General features: G+C 40.7%; 11 protein-coding genes. 9 read left to right on the top strand and 2 right to left on the bottom strand.

Features of this window, described 5'->3' with window-relative positions; genetic code table 11:
• Positions 1–169 precede the first annotated feature (169 nt).
• On the top strand, positions 170–2056 hold the full coding sequence (locus QQK02_RS01195; RefSeq protein ID WP_284206102.1) for a methyl-accepting chemotaxis protein: 1887 nt from the start codon (positions 170–172) through the stop codon (positions 2054–2056).
• Here QQK02_RS01195 and QQK02_RS01190 read toward each other — a convergent pair.
• Positions 2053–5292, bottom strand: a complete 3240-nt coding sequence (locus QQK02_RS01190) for an ATP-binding protein (protein ID WP_284206101.1) — start codon at positions 5290–5292, stop codon at positions 2053–2055. The genes QQK02_RS01195 and QQK02_RS01190 overlap by 4 nt on opposite strands.
• 188 nt (positions 5293–5480) lie before the next feature.
• Between QQK02_RS01190 and QQK02_RS01185 the strand changes: the two genes are divergently transcribed.
• The 5 genes from QQK02_RS01185 to QQK02_RS01165 all read left to right on the top strand — a co-directional run bounded on the left by QQK02_RS01185 (position 5481) and on the right by QQK02_RS01165 (position 11577).
• A complete protein-coding gene (locus QQK02_RS01185; protein WP_284206100.1) occupies positions 5481–6104 on the top strand; it encodes a peroxiredoxin-like family protein in 624 nt (207 codons plus the stop codon).
• 132 nt (positions 6105–6236) lie between these two features.
• Positions 6237–7049 (top strand): N-formylglutamate deformylase, encoded by an 813-nt coding sequence (hutG, locus tag QQK02_RS01180; protein WP_284206099.1) that lies wholly within the window; start codon positions 6237–6239, stop codon positions 7047–7049.
• 4 nt (positions 7050–7053) lie between these two features.
• Positions 7054–8418, top strand: a complete 1365-nt coding sequence (locus tag QQK02_RS01175) for a formimidoylglutamate deiminase (RefSeq protein ID WP_284206098.1) — start codon at positions 7054–7056, stop codon at positions 8416–8418.
• An 11-nt stretch (positions 8419–8429) separates the two neighbouring features.
• A complete protein-coding gene (gene fdhD / locus QQK02_RS01170) occupies positions 8430–9299 on the top strand; it encodes a formate dehydrogenase accessory sulfurtransferase FdhD (RefSeq protein ID WP_284206097.1) in 870 nt (289 codons plus the stop codon).
• Positions 9286–11577, top strand: coding sequence for an FdhF/YdeP family oxidoreductase (locus QQK02_RS01165; protein ID WP_284206096.1), 2292 nt, complete (start codon positions 9286–9288; stop codon positions 11575–11577). The genes fdhD and QQK02_RS01165 overlap by 14 nt, the downstream gene beginning before the upstream one ends.
• Here QQK02_RS01165 and QQK02_RS01160 read toward each other — a convergent pair.
• The gene (locus tag QQK02_RS01160; protein WP_284206095.1) at positions 11570–11929 is read right to left on the bottom strand and encodes a hypothetical protein; all 360 of its coding nucleotides are present in this window, start codon (positions 11927–11929) and stop codon (positions 11570–11572) included. The two genes, QQK02_RS01165 and QQK02_RS01160, sit on opposite strands and share 8 nt — an antisense overlap.
• Before the next feature lie 120 nt (positions 11930–12049).
• Between QQK02_RS01160 and ccoG the strand changes: the two genes are divergently transcribed.
• From ccoG to QQK02_RS01145, 3 genes are read left to right on the top strand one after another with little or no spacing between them, the layout of a single operon-like run.
• Complete coding sequence (gene ccoG, locus QQK02_RS01155; protein WP_407704992.1) at positions 12050–13489, top strand: cytochrome c oxidase accessory protein CcoG; 1440 nt, start codon at positions 12050–12052, stop codon at positions 13487–13489.
• Positions 13489–14463 (top strand): serine/threonine protein kinase, encoded by a 975-nt coding sequence (locus QQK02_RS01150; protein WP_284206094.1) that lies wholly within the window; start codon positions 13489–13491, stop codon positions 14461–14463. The genes ccoG and QQK02_RS01150 overlap by 1 nt, the downstream gene beginning before the upstream one ends.
• A gap of 25 nt (positions 14464–14488) precedes the next feature.
• Positions 14489–15121 (top strand): thiol:disulfide interchange protein DsbA/DsbL, encoded by a 633-nt coding sequence (locus tag QQK02_RS01145; protein ID WP_284206093.1) that lies wholly within the window; start codon positions 14489–14491, stop codon positions 15119–15121.
• Positions 15122–15143: the final 22 nt, after the last annotated feature.

Raw genomic sequence — 15143 nt, 5'->3', positions numbered from 1 at the left:
CGCTTTTTACTGTAGATAGCTTATTTTAACAGATGTCGAATTGTCAGGACAAAGGTCTTAGCATATTTTCCTGACCACCCACAGGCTAACAACTTGCGTCACTATACCAACATGTTAAGCTAGCGAAACAAGAATAATTACAATCGAGCCGTTAAGGTAGTTTACATTTATGATTAATAAGTTAAAGTTTGCCCATAAAATCATCATAGTAGCGGCAAGTTTACTGATCCTTGCCTTAGCCATATCGACAACTAATCATTACTTTTCTGTCAAGCAAGATACCAAAACAAACCTAACACGCGCGATCACTGAGATTTCAGACTCGGTTTCATTAAACATTGCCAATTGGCTAAATGGTAAATTGGCGATTGTTGAATCGCTTGCCAAGAGTGCTGGTATTGATCAAGACCAAGTGTTTTTAGAGCGCAGCGCAGTCATGGCAGATGTTGCTGGAGATTTCAAAAATAGCTATGTTGCCATAGAGCAAACAGGCCAATTCATTCTGGATGACAAATCAATCGTTTTACCTGCAGACTTTGACCCTCGAAAGCGCCCTTGGTACACGCAAGCTAAACTGCAATCTAAGTCATCTTTTACTGAACCCTATATTGACGTAACAACAAACGAGTTATTAATTTCTGCTATTGCCCCAGTCAAAACAGGCAGTAGATTTTTAGGCGTTGCTGGCGGTGATATTTTATTGGATGAAATCGCGACGATTATCAATTCACTCGACTTTCTAGAATTAGGCCATGCCTTTTTAATGACGGCAGAAGGCAAGGTGTTAAGTCATCCGAATACCAAAATGGTTGACCAACACTTTTCAAAATTATTTGGCATGACTCCCGTTTTAACAGCCCAGTTAACGGAGCTAGAAGGGAAAAACCAAATTGTTTCCTTTATTCGAATTGAAGGCATAGAGTCTGTTACTTGGTATTTAGGTGTCGTACTTGATAAAGACAAAGCATACCAACCACTGGCTGACGCGCGCACGCAAGCGATGATTTTTGGTGTTATCGCCGTGATTATTACCATTGTGCTATTGAACCTATTGTTAGGACAATTACTAAAGCCAATCAATGGATTAACAAAAGCCATTAAGCGAATTTCAGAAGGTGATGGCGACCTAACACAACGATTAGACGTGCGCAGTCAAGACGAAATAGGTCAACTTTCACAGCATTTCAACGACTTTATTGAAACCATTCACCGCTCAATGCAAAAAACCCATGAAGCGGCGAATGCGCTTGATGAGCAAATTGATCAGGTTAGGCAAAGCGCTAAATATGGTATCGAACTTGCCCAACAACAGCTCATTGGCGGTGAACACATTGCGACTGCGGTGACCCAATTAAACGGCTCAGTAACAGAAATATCAGGCAACGCTGAAAATGCTTCCAACCTAACCTCTCAAATGCATGAGCGCTCAAAGTCAGGTACAAACGCCCTATCTAACAATATTAATGCTATTGAACAGCTAACCAATAATATTAGCCATTCAAGTCAAGAGATCGAGAAGCTAAATATCGAAGCTGACAACATTGGCAAAATTCTTGACGTGATAAAAGGTATCAGTTCACAAACCAACTTATTAGCGTTAAATGCTGCAATTGAAGCGGCCCGTGCCGGTGAAATGGGGCGAGGATTCGCAGTTGTTGCTGATGAAGTAAGACAGTTAGCTCAGTTAACCCAAGAGTCTACTCAAGAAATTGAAAGCTTAATCGAAAACCTTCAGGTAGGCACGTCGTCGGTTGTTCAAACCATGCATGAAAGCCAGGAAAATAGCGCATCAAGCGTTGACCTGGCAAATCAAGCAGATATTGAGATGAGAGAAATCATTAAATCATTGACCCAAGTTGATGATGAAAACCATGCGGTTGCAACGGCAACCAAACAACAAGTGGATATGATTCAATCGATTGATCACGACGTAAACAACATGATGGCGCTTAATGATCAAGGTGTTAGCTCGTTAAAGCAAACCCATCAAGCTTGTGATTTACTACAGTCAGAATTTGCTAGTCTCGACAAACTGGTTAGCCAATTCAAGGTTTAGTCCTGCTCGGTTAACCACCCTTGTATTTGCTCAGCTACTTTGGCCAGCGACTCAACAAACATGTTGACGGCTGGCTCAAGTTTAATAATATCTTGCGCACTACTAAACTTTTCAACATCAGCAATTTGCTCATCTAAATCACACACGGCTAAATAGCGTAAACTACCTTTTAGCTTATGAGCGATAGCATAAGCTTGCTCAAAGTCTTCTTTTTCAATAGCAGCCAACAGTTGCTGTTTTTCGTCTTGCCATGTATCAACATAAAGTTGGCAAATATGGCTGGTGAGTACTTTGTCTTGATTATTGCGCTTAATTAATCGATGCGCGTCAAATAACTGCTGATGAACCTGTAACGGCTCAGTTTGAGGCACAACGCTCGACTGGCTAAATTGACCTTTTTGCGAGCGCAATTGAATAAAAGCGTTGGTCATTTTTTCCGTTATTTCATCTTGTGGACAAGGCTTAGTCATATAATCATCAAAGCCAGCATCTAAACACTTTTGAGCAGTATCAGCTAATGCATCAGCCGTTACAGCAATTAACCAAAATGGACGCGTTTTGGGCGCAGAAGATAATGTATGTGCTAACTCAAAGCCATCCATAATAGGCATATGACAGTCTGAAATAATTAAGTCGTACTGATTTTGCTTATGCAAGGCTAAGCCTTCTTCACCGTTATAGGCGAGATCAGGGTGGATGCGAAGACGCTCTAACTGCGCTGTTAATACTTTAATGTTAACAATATTGTCTTCCACTAACAGGACTGACAAGGTTGAAAAATCTGGCAGTTCAGTTTTTTCTTTTGTCAACGCCGCTATTGCTTTCACCGGTGTTGACGCAACCGTTTTTAACGCAATATTAAAGAAAAAGGTACTTCCCTTACCGTGCTCTGATTGTGTCGCTATCTTGCCGCCCATCGCATTAACAATCTCTTGGCAAATACTTAAACCTAAGCCAGTGCCACCAAATCGACGAGTTACCGCACTATCAGCTTGAATAAAAGGACTAAACAGCAAGTTTTGCTGCTCAGGCGCAATACCAATACCAGTATCAACAACTGAAATATTTACACTGTCATATAGCGCATCATCAATCTGTTCGCGTTTACTCACGGCTATATTCACCTCGACATAACCAAACTCAGTGAACTTAAGCGCATTCGACACTAAGTTATTTAACACTTGTGTTAACCGTGTTGGATCAAGCATATATTGAGTCGCAAGATCATCATCAACATTTAGCTTTAATCGTAATCCTTTTTGATGAGCAAGCGGTGTAAAAGCGTTAACAACGTTTTTCGCTAGCTCACTTAAGTTAACAGGGACACTTTCGAGGGTGAGTTTGCCGGCATCCATTTTAGAAAAATCTAACACGTCATTTAATATCGACAATAAATTATCTGCCGACGATGTCAGTGTATTTAACAATTCAGCTTGATGTTTATCTAAGTTGGTATAACGTAGCGCTTCAGCCATGCCGAAAACACCATTCATTGGTGTTCGAATCTCATGACTCATACGCGCTAGGAAACTCGTTTTAGCTATGCCTGATTTTTCAGCTGCGGCTCTTGCTTTTTCAGCAACGACCAGTGCTTTTTCTACTTCTTTTTGAGCAGCTTTACGCAGTTTAAGTTGATGTAAATAGAAGATGGTCATCAACACACTCATGACGAAAATCGTCAATAAAATATAGCCCGCTCGTTGATAAACATTACTGACCTGCTGATAGATATCCCCTTTACTAAAAGCAACCGTGCTCCACTTGGCATACATACGTTCATATTCTTCAGAGTCAATTGAATTAAGCGCACGATTAAACAGCAAGATAAGATCTGCATTTCGCTGGGTAGTCGCAAAAGCAAGTGGCACTTCATCAATAAATCCATGAAAAGGCTGTATCGTAAAATAGGTACTGCCCTTTTGACGTATAAAGTAAGACGCCGATAATGTTGGCTCAACAAACGCATTTATTTCACCGGCTTCCAACGCTTTAAATGCATCTGTTATTGACAGGTAGAAGTTAAAATCCGCATTAGGTAATTTTTGCATTAGCGCATCGGCACTGGCAAAACCATTGATCAAACCAAGCTTCTCATTTTTTAAGCTAGAGATATGATTATTAAGTATGTAGTCGTCACGAGTAATCAGACTAAAATTCATATTCACTAAGGTGTTTGAAAACCTTAAATGAGGGTAGCGTTCAGGATCATTGATATGCAAATGATAGAAATCTAGCTCATTGGCTTTAATTGATTCTCGCGCTAAATCAAATGAACTGACATAGACAGGTTCAAACGTCACCCCCAGCTTTTTAACAAGAACCTTAAGTAAATCGACAGAAAACCCAGTCGCACCAATATGATTAAAACTATCGGTTATTAAATACGGCGGAAAACCTTCAGGCATTGAAGGAAACTTTAAATGAGGGTGAGTCAATACAAAACGCTTTTCTTGCGATGATAACGTCTTGTCGTAGTCACCCAAAGTAAGGTCAAAGCGGTTTTCACTGCGAGTAATGTATTTATCAGTCCACAGTTGTGCTTGAAGCTTACTGACATTACGCAATGAATCGTTAACTCTTAATGCAAACTCCTCATCACTTTTTCTAAAAGCAAAGCGAAAGAAAATATCAGGCGTGTCGTTTTCACTAATATAGAACACATCACTTAACCCTCGCTCTTTTAAACGCTGCTCTACTTTCCATGGCTGAACAGAATAAATCGCATTATATTGCTGGTAATCATCGAGCAGTACATCAATATCACGATAAAACGTGCGACGCACCGACGGAGTAAGCGCCGCTAAAATGCGATTGCTAGGAGAGTGAATTGCCATCACAATTTGAGATGTATCGGCAGCGTCTAAACGACGAAAAATGCGCTGATGGTATTTTGCGTAAGGTATACTAAAGAGTGTATTTGGATATTCGCGCGCAGCGGATATCGCGATGACATCCACTTCATTATTGTGCAAGGCATCAAATGAGCGCGCACTAGGAATTCGAATAAACTGAACCGGGCGCTGATTATCAATACTCCATTCGTGCCAATATTCCCGCATTAAATTGACAATTTGCTCAAATTTTCCGGCTGAATGCACTTGCAAAGAAGCTTCATCTGGTAAAGCAACACGCAACGGTTTACTTTGCTCTTGAGCACCCAATGGTAAGGTCAACAACAATAAAAGTAACAGCGTCAATATCAGACAAATTGACGTGACAGATAACTTTTTATTCAAAGAAAAATCCATGGCGTGTTAATACAAAAAATAAATACGTAGGTCACAAAATATTAGCACATGCATTAAACGTTGATTGTTAACCGCCTGCTAAGAATTGTTACCCAATTGTTTCAATGAAATAAAACCGCTAATGCACGGGTCTATCATCACTCATAACCAATTTATTTATCTAGAAAGGAATTTTCATGAGAGTTATCACCGTATTACTTGCTTGTATGCTGAGTTTTAGTGCTGTTGCTAAGCAGGTTGCTGAAACGGCAGACGATGTTAGCCCATTACTGAACGGGCAAACCATCCCTAACGTTGATGTTGTAACAATTGACAGTAAACAACAGTCATTAGCGAAATTCTTAAACAATAAAAAAACAATCTTGTTTTTCTACCGCGGCGGTTGGTGTCCATTTTGTAATACACAAATGGGACAATTAAAACAAATTGAAGGCCAACTTTCAGACATGGGATATCAATTAGTTGGTGTGTCGACTGATTCGCCTGCAGATTTGAAGAAAAGTGTGACAAAAATGGATCTCAACTACCAGTTACTGTCTGACTTTAACTCAACGATGAGCCAAGCATTTGGTTTAGCTTTTTTCAGCTCTCAAAAAGTTACCGACCGTTATTTAGCTAAAATGGGGTTAGAAAACCCATTACAGAAAAACAAAGCAGGTGATGCACGTTTAGTCCTGCCTGTACCTGCTATTTACCTGATTGATGAAAACGGCTTAGTACAATTTAACTATGTAAACCCTAACTTCAAAGTGCGTTTAGACGAATCGGTTTTACTATCAGCGGCGAAAGCAGCAATGTAATGCAACACAAATAGTTTGTTCAAAAGGCGGTATCACCGCCTTTTTTTCGCCTAAACACAAGTTCATTTACTGACAATGCGAGGCATGATAAATTAGCAGCCACAAAGTTGTATATACAATTTGAGCAAAATTATGATTGAACCCTCTGCTATTTTTGATTTGTCGTTAGGCAATCAACCCGTACTCATCTCTATGCCCCACAATGGCCAAGAGATCCCAGATGATATCAAAGCAACCATGACGGAAACTGGCCTAGCAGTGCCTGACACCGACTGGTATTTAGATAGGTTGTATGATTTTGCCGCACAATTAGGGGCGAGTGTGATCGCACCTAAATACAATCGCTACGTAATAGATCTTAATCGCAATATTAATGGTGAAAATCTATACCCTGGCGCAAACAGCACTGAATTATGCCCGACAACAGCTTTTGATTTATCGCCTCTTTATTTTGCTGATATGCAACCAGATGAACAGGAAATAGCGCGTAGAATTGAGTTATATTGGCAGCCTTATCATCAAGCATTACAATCAGAAATTGCACGTTTAAAGGCGGAGCATGGCTTTGTTGTGTTACTTGAAGCCCACTCAATTTTATCCCATGTGCCACGTTTTTTTGAAGGCCAACTGCCAGACTTTAATTTTGGTAGCAACCAAGGTGAAAGCTGCTCTGATGAATTAGTTAATGCTATCGAAGCAATTCATTTCGCACCTTTTAGCCAAGTCACCAATGGACGTTTTAAAGGCGGTTATATTACTCGACACTTTGGCCAACCACAGCGCAATATTGAAGCAATTCAACTAGAATTATCTCAAGCTACCTACCTAGATGAATCGTCACTAGGCTACGACAAAAGCAAAGCGGAACAAGTAAAACCTAAACTCGTTGCCTTAGTAGAAACCTTATTAACATACGCTAATTCAAAAGCGAAACAGGTTAAATAGTTATATGAAATTATTTGCAGAAAAGGCGCTACTTGGCACTGGCTGGGCTAGTGAACAATTACTGACAATTGAAAACGGTGTTATTACTCAAATAACACAAGGCATTGCCGATGATGCTGACAAAGTAGTAAGCACAATTATTCCCGGCATGGTTAATTGCCATTCGCATGCGTTTCAACGAGCGTTTGCTGGTTTTAGTGAACAAGGCAGTGAGGGAAAAGACAGTTTTTGGACGTGGCGCAATATCATGTACCAATTCCTTGAGCAGTTAAGTGTCGACGATGCGCAACTCATTGCAACGCAACTCTATATTGAAATGCTTAAATCTGGTTATACACGTGTTGCCGAGTTCCATTATTTACATCACGACAACCAGGGTGCGCCTCACAATGAGCTTGAAGCCATGGCAAACGCAATTTTTAAAGCCAGCAACGCTTCAGGTATAGGGTTGACCATGTTACCCGTGCTTTACCAGTTTAGCGGGTTTGGCGAGCAAACACCTAACCACGGCCAACGACGTTTTATTAATTCAACAGCCCAGTTTAACGAGCTAGTGTCAGCCTGCGCCGAATTAGCCAAACGTACCCCGAATACCAATGTGGGTATTGCGCCTCACTCTCTAAGGGCGGTTAATAAACAAGGACTGATCGACGCGGTAAATCACGTTCGTTCATTAGATGACAAAGCACCAATCCATATTCATATTGCCGAACAACAAAAAGAAGTTGCCGATTGTTTAGCCCATTACCAAAAGCGCCCGGTTCAATGGTTACTCGATAACGTGAATATTGATAAGCACTGGTGCTTGATACATGCCACTCATATTGACGAAAACGAGCTCAATGGCATGGTTGAAACTGGCGCTATTGCTGGTATTTGTCCAACTACAGAAGCAAATTTGGGTGATGGAATTTTTCCTACAACTGAATTTATGGCTAAGCAAGGCACTATCGCGATTGGCTCTGACTCGCATATTTCAGTAAACCCAGTAGAAGAGCTTAGGCTTTTAGAATATGCACAACGCTTAATTAAGCAGCAACGCGCTATTCTAGCCACAACAAAAACGCCATCTGTTGGCCTTAACCTATGGCAACAAGCCGCAAAAGGTGGCGCTCAATCAACCAGTAGCAATACCGGTGAACTTGCTGTTGGTAAACAAGCTGATATCGTAGTGTTAGATCAGGATAAGCTCAATTGCTTTGCTACGGGTGAAAAATATAGTTTAGATAGCTTAATTTTTGCTAGTCAAAACAACTGCATCAAAGATGTTATGGTTAATGGGCAATGGGTTATAGAAGATCATCAACACCCATTAGAGCAAGATATTCAAAATCGTTTTACCGATTTGCTAGCAAAACTATCAAGCTAAGAGCGAGTAACATGACACAGAAAGGCGTTTCTCCATATCTATCCAATGCAGTTGCATCAACGACAAAAATTGTTCGCGCTAACAATCATCGTTCGGTAGCAAATGATGCAGTGATTGTTGAGACGCCATTACAAATTCAACTACAGCAATTAGACCGAAAAATACCAATTGCTACCATCATGCGCACGCCTGGCGATGACCGCTCACTTGCCTTAGGTTTTGTGTTTGCTGAAAATATCATTAAACAAGGTAGCGACGTAACAAGCATTGGCAGTGAACAAGAAAACGAAATAATACTAACCATAGCAGCTGATATTCCTGTTGATATTCAAGCATTATCAAGACCATTTGTCAGTTATTCAGGCTGTGGCATCTGCGGTAAAACCACACTTAAGCAACTTGCTTTGCAACAACACCGTGCAATCGATGAAAGTAAGCACTGGCTCCCTTTTGATAGTTTACTTGAGCACGCTAGCCTGCTGTCGAGTCACCAGCAATTATTTCAAAAAACAGGTGGCGTGCATGGCGCAGCACTTTTACAGAGGCAAGATAACACCTTAGTTTTGCTAGACTGTAAAGAAGATGTAGGTAGACACAATGCCGTCGATAAACTAGTTGGTAAACACTTACTTTCTACTTTACCAACTCATAATGTACTTTTACTTAGCGGTAGAATTAGTTTTGAATTAGTACAAAAAGCAGTCATGGCGGGTATATCTGTTATTGCTGCTATTGGCGCACCATCGAGTTTGGCAATACAAACGGCTAAGCAATTTAACCTTACGCTTATCGGTTTTATGCAAACAAGCCAAGCAAATATTTATTGCGGAGACTGGCGCCTACAAGAAAATAGTCAGGAATTTTCTAATGACAACATCTAAATACCAAGGCGCTGCAGGTGGCTGGGGTGCATTAAAAAGTACGACAAAGCATTTATTGAAAAGCCAAAATGTTGCTAAGAACATTAAGAGCCTACTCAAAACTAATCAAGATCATGGCTTTGACTGCCCCGGTTGTGCTTGGGGTGAAAAAGATGAGCCCGGACGTTTTAGATTTTGTGAAAACGGTGCTAAAGCCGTTAACTGGGAAGCAACAAAGAAAAGTATTGGTGAAGCATTTTTTTCAGAGCACAGTGTAAGTTTCCTTAGCCGCCAGTCTGATTATTTCTTGGAATACCAAGGGCGATTATCTCAACCTATGGTTTATAACCCTGATACAGATCATTACGAGCCGATCACTTGGCAAAACGCCTTTGACTTAATTGCTACAGAACTTAAGCAACTGCCAAGCCCGCACCAAGCAGAATTCTATACCTCTGGACGAGCAAGTAACGAAGCTGCTTTTTTATATCAACTTTTTGTTCGTGCCTACGGTACCAATAATCTCCCTGATTGTTCAAACATGTGTCATGAAGCCAGTGGCGTTGCATTAAAGCGCTCCATTGGTATCGGCAAGGGCACAGTGACCATTGAAGATTTTGAGCATGCCGACGCAATTTTCGTGTTTGGACAAAACCCAGGTACAAACCATCCGAGAATGCTTGACGCACTAAGCTCAGCCTCTCGACGTGGTGCAAATGTTGTATCGATCAATCCGCTGAAAGAGCGAGGTTTAGAGCGCTTCACTAACCCACAATCAGCCAAAGAAATGCTCACGCTATCGTCAACTGAAATATCGTCTTATTATTTCAGACCGAACCTTGGCGGCGACATGGCCATAGTGCGCGGTATGGTAAAAGTGTTGTTATCGCGCCATCAAACGGCAGTGCAAAATGGTCAATCGGTATTTAATTTGCCATTTATCGAAAAACATACGCAAGGCCTTGATGATTATTTAACGACAGTTGAAGAAACTTCTTGGCCATTGATTGAAGCGCAATCAGGCATCAATAAGCAAGCAATCGAAAAGCTTGCCAACGTCTATCAAAACGCAGAGCGTGTGATTTTAACGTGGGCGATGGGCATCACACAGCATCAACATTCTGTTGTGATGATACAGGAACTAACAAACCTTCAATTACTTTTTGGTCAATTAGGCAAAACAGGGGCTGGTCTTTGCCCTGTTCGTGGTCACTCAAATGTGCAAGGTGATCGCACAATGGGCATCAATGAAAAGCCAAACGCATCATTTTTGCAGGCAATAGAAAAACAATTTAGCTTTTCTCCACCTCAAGCTCACGGTCACAATACCGTGCAGGCAATAGATGCCATGCTAAGCGGTGAAAGCAAAGTCTTCATCGCGTTAGGTGGCAATTTTGTTTCTGCAACGCCAGATACTCCGCAAACAATAAAAGCCCTGTCTAACTGCAATCTGACGGTTTCAATTGCAACAAAGTTAAATCGCACACATGTTACGCCTGGTAAGAAGAGCATCATTTTGCCCTGTTTAGGACGAACAGATGTCGATATTCAAAATGGTAAACCTCAAGCAATAACGGTTGAAGATTCGTTTTCGATGGTCCATGCCTCGAAAGGTGTTATCGAAGTAAAATCACGAGATTTACGTTCCGAGCCTGCAATCATTGCAGGTATTGCGCAAGCGACACTGGGTAATTTTCCAATTAATTGGCTTGATATCATCAACAACTATGATGATATCCGTAATTTAATTGCCGCTACCATCCCAGGATTTGAGCAATTTAATCAGAAGTTAGGGCAACCTGGTGGCTTTTATTTAGGCAACAGTGCCGCTTCATATATTTGGAAAACTGATTCGGCAAAAGCAAATTTTAGCGCCGCCAAATTACCACCCCAAATCTCTGCGCTATCATCGAACAAAAACCAAAAAGTGTTTACCATGCAAACACTGCGTTCTCATGATCAATACAACACGACAATTTACGGCTTTGAAGATAGATACCGCGGCATATCAGGCGACAGAAACGTTGTCTTAATGAATGCAAAAGATATAAAAACCCTAGGCAGAAAGCCTGGCGACAAAGTCGATATTATTAGCCTTTGGCATGATAGTAATACGCGCAAAGTGTCGGGGTTTACGCTCGTCGACTATGACATCCCAAGAGGCCAAGTCGCCTGTTACTTCCCTGAGGCGAATGCACTCGTACCAAGAGCGAGTGTTGGTGTAGATAGCGATACACCAACCTCTAAATCAATCGCCGTGCAGTTTATTGATAACAGCAGCGTTGAGAAAATTATCTAGTTGACGATAAGAAATTACTGATTTGCTGACAAACCTTGCGATGGTTTATCGAATGAAAAGTTGGATCTGACTGACCCGGTTGACAACTACTATTGAAGTAGCCTCGAACACTCGCACGCGTGAGTGTAATTTCTTTAAGTTTGTGAAGTTCCTCAGACGAAAAGCTCGTTAGCTGATCTTCCATGTTGGTTAAAATCGTGCTGGATTTCATTCTTACTTTAGTACCAGAGAATTCAGCCATGGTATCTAAGAAGCTCGTTTTTTGCTGTTCAATGAATTTATTCACTTCTGGTTGTGGATTGAAATGTAAAAATAAAGCGATAACAACGATTAAGATCAATATTTTTTTCATAGGTTAGCTTATAATCAGGGTGTATTTTCCGAATAAAACAAAATTACTAACAATACGTTTTCGATTTCGTCATGATGTAGTGATTATGACTTAACAAAACATTATCGTTAAGGAAAGCCCGTGAGCTCAAACCCTAAAGATACCAAACCTGTAGTTCATATCCCAGTAAAAAACGTTAATATTCACCCAGCTAAGGGCGGTAAAGCAGAACAATATCAACCACGCGACCAAATTTATGTCCGCAAGGTTGAGGGTTTTTTCCAACGATTGCGACAAAAAATGAATTTCTTTTTCATGGCGATGTTCGCACTTTTACCATGGATTCAGTTCAACGGCCATCAAGCGATATTGTTTGATATTGGCGAACAACGCTTTAATATTTTCGGTTTAACTCTGTGGCCACAAGATTTGACCTTGTTTGCCTGGTTATTGATGTTCAGCGCATTTTTACTGTTTTTTATTACGACCTTTTTAGGCCGTGTTTGGTGTGGTTACTTGTGCCCACAAACTGTTTGGACATTTATCTATATATGGTTTGAAGAAAAAATAGAGGGCACGGCAAACCAACGTAAAAAGCTTGATCAACAAGCAATGAGCAAAAACAAATTTTTCAAAAAAGCACTCAAACATTTTTGCTGGCTAATCGTCGCCCTGCTCACCTCTTTAACATTTGCCGGCTACTTCACACCGGTAGACGAGTTATTCATCGACTTCTTTACATTCAATGCGTCAATAACTGTCGTGTTGGTTGTTATTTTCTTTACCTTTTGTACTTACGGCAATGCTGGCTGGATGCGTGAAATCATGTGTTTACATATGTGTCCTTATGCGCGCTTCCAATCAGCAATGTTTGATAAAGATACATTAACCGTTACTTATGACTTTAATCGTGGTGAAAACCGCGGTGCTCGAGGCCGCAAGCAAGACCCAAAAGCGCTCGGTTTAGGCGATTGTATTGACTGTAACTTATGTGTGCAGGTTTGTCCTACCGGTATCGATATTCGCAATGGCTTGCAATACGAATGTATCAACTGTGGCTCTTGCGTTGACGCGTGTGACGGCGTGATGGATAGAATGAAATATCCTCGCGGCTTAATACGTTACACCACTGAACACGATCTTGAAGGCAAGAAAGTACACTTAGTAAGACCTAAACTCATTGGTTACGCGCTTATCCTCGTCGTTTTTGCCTCGTTAATGAGCTATGGCATTGCATCACGCGTACCTGTTGCACTTGATATTATTCGCGATAGAACGGAGCTTGCGCGCGAAAACTTTGATGGTGAAATAGAAAACGTTTACACCTTAAAAATCTTAAATAAGTCGCAATCTGACAATACCTACAAATTATCTATTAAAGGTATCGATAATGCTCGCTGGATTGGCAAGCAAGAAATATTTATAAAAGCAGCTAGCGTCTACACGTTACCAATCAGTATTGCCATTGATCCATACGATCTAGATGAGTACATGACAGATATAACATTTGTTATTGAGCTCGTTAACAGCGATGATGACGTTTATGTGGAACATGCAAGTAGGTTTTTCAACAAACGCTAATGGCCGTTTTTAATTTTAGTTCGCTCTCTCCAGATGTCATGCTTGATGCCATCGAATCATTGGGCATTTATGTAGAGAGCGGGTTACTGCCTCTTAATAGTTATGAGAATCGTGTATATCAATTTCATGACGATAACAAAGTAAAGTATGTCACCAAGTTTTATCGACCTCAGCGCTGGTCATTAGAACAAATTCAAGAAGAGCATGACTTTGCCCTTGAATTAGCCGACAACGAATTACCCTTTGTTGCCCCTCTGGTGATTGATGGCGAAAGCCTCTTTGAGCATCAAGGGTATCATTTTGCGTTGTACCCATGTCGCGGTGGTCGCATCTTTGAAGTTGATAATCTCGATCAACTCGAATGGATGGGTCGCTTTATTGGCCGTATCCATGCAATTTCTGAAAAATCGGCGTTTAAACATCGACTTGATATTAACCCACAAGAGTTTTTAGTTGAGGCAAAAAGCACAATTTTAAACTCGGATTTTGTTCCTCTTAGTCTCCAAACGCCTTTTGAAACAATTTTAGAACACGTGATAATTGAGGCTCAAGGACAATTTTCTAAGCAAAAATATATCCGTCTACATGGTGATTGCCATGCGGGCAATATCTTATGGACAGATGACGGGCCACACTTTGTCGATCTTGATGATTGTCGCATGGGACCAGCGATTCAAGACCTTTGGATGATGTTATCCGGCGACCGTCAACAACAATTGTTACAATTGGATAAACTACTTTGTGGGTATGAAGAGTTTAATTCATTTGAAACATCACAACTTGCCTTGATAGAATCATTGCGTACAATGCGAGTTGTTAATTATATGGCTTGGTTATGTAAACGTTGGCAAGACCCTGCGTTTCCCCGTAATTTTCCTTGGTTCAATACTGAGAAGTACTGGGAACAACAAATTCTTATGCTAAAAGAGCAAATGTCTGCCCTGCAACAACCGCCACTAAGTTTATTGCCATAGGGCAACAAGAAGGAAAGCAGTGAATATGAAAAAGATTATTGGTTTATTTTTATTATTAGCTTTGCCGATGTTAGCAACAGCAGCTAACTATGAAGAAGGCAAGCACTATACCGTTGTAAGTGACAAAGCATCAAAGAAACCAGAAGTAAGAGAGTTTTTCTCATTCTACTGCCCACACTGTTTCAGCTTTGAACCATTTATGGCTGACATTAAAAAAGAGTTACCGAGTGACGTTTCTTTTGAACGCAGCCACGTAGACTTTTTACGTATGGCATCTCCAGAGATTCAATTCATGCTTACAAAAGGCTTAGTCGTTGCTAAGCAATTAAACATGGAAGATAAGCTAGTTGGAGCGATGTTCAATTATGTACAGGTTCAACGTGCAACGTTTTCATCAGAAAAAGACTTACGTAACCTTTTCGTGCTTAACGGTGTAGATGGTGCTGAGTTCGACAAGCGAATGAAAAGCTTCAGTGTAAATTCTCAAGCAAAAGCGATGAAGAAAACACAAGACTACTTTAGTCGTCGTGGCGCGTTAAAAGGTGTTCCAGCTGTTTTTATTAACGGTAAATACCGCATTAATATGCAAGAGTTAGACAGAAATAATTTAAAAGCTGATTACAATAAGTTAGTCCAACACTTATTAACATTAAGCTAAAACACAATAGTTACTGAACAAA

The sequence above is a fragment of the Thalassotalea eurytherma genome (assembly GCF_030161415.1).
Taxonomy (GTDB): Bacteria; Pseudomonadota; Gammaproteobacteria; order Enterobacterales; family Alteromonadaceae; genus Thalassotalea_G; species Thalassotalea_G eurytherma.
The sequence above is the reverse complement of the archived record's forward strand: the minus strand, read 5'-3'. Positions and strand labels throughout refer to the sequence as shown.

Excerpts from the sequence above, each read along its gene's own strand:
- QQK02_RS01165 (WP_284206096.1), top strand. The coding sequence starts at position 9,286 with ATGACAACATCTAAATACCAAGGCGCTGCAGGTGGCTGGGGTGCATTA.
- hutG (WP_284206099.1), top strand. The coding sequence starts at position 6,237 with ATGATTGAACCCTCTGCTATTTTTGATTTGTCGTTAGGCAATCAACCC.
- fdhD (WP_284206097.1), top strand. The coding sequence starts at position 8,430 with ATGACACAGAAAGGCGTTTCTCCATATCTATCCAATGCAGTTGCATCA.
- QQK02_RS01145 (WP_284206093.1), top strand. The coding sequence starts at position 14,489 with ATGAAAAAGATTATTGGTTTATTTTTATTATTAGCTTTGCCGATGTTA.
- QQK02_RS01160 (WP_284206095.1), bottom strand. The coding sequence starts at position 11,929 with ATGAAAAAAATATTGATCTTAATCGTTGTTATCGCTTTATTTTTACAT.
- QQK02_RS01175 (WP_284206098.1), top strand. The coding sequence starts at position 7,054 with ATGAAATTATTTGCAGAAAAGGCGCTACTTGGCACTGGCTGGGCTAGT.
- QQK02_RS01150 (WP_284206094.1), top strand. The coding sequence starts at position 13,489 with ATGGCCGTTTTTAATTTTAGTTCGCTCTCTCCAGATGTCATGCTTGAT.
- QQK02_RS01185 (WP_284206100.1), top strand. The coding sequence starts at position 5,481 with ATGAGAGTTATCACCGTATTACTTGCTTGTATGCTGAGTTTTAGTGCT.
- QQK02_RS01195 (WP_284206102.1), top strand. The coding sequence starts at position 170 with ATGATTAATAAGTTAAAGTTTGCCCATAAAATCATCATAGTAGCGGCA.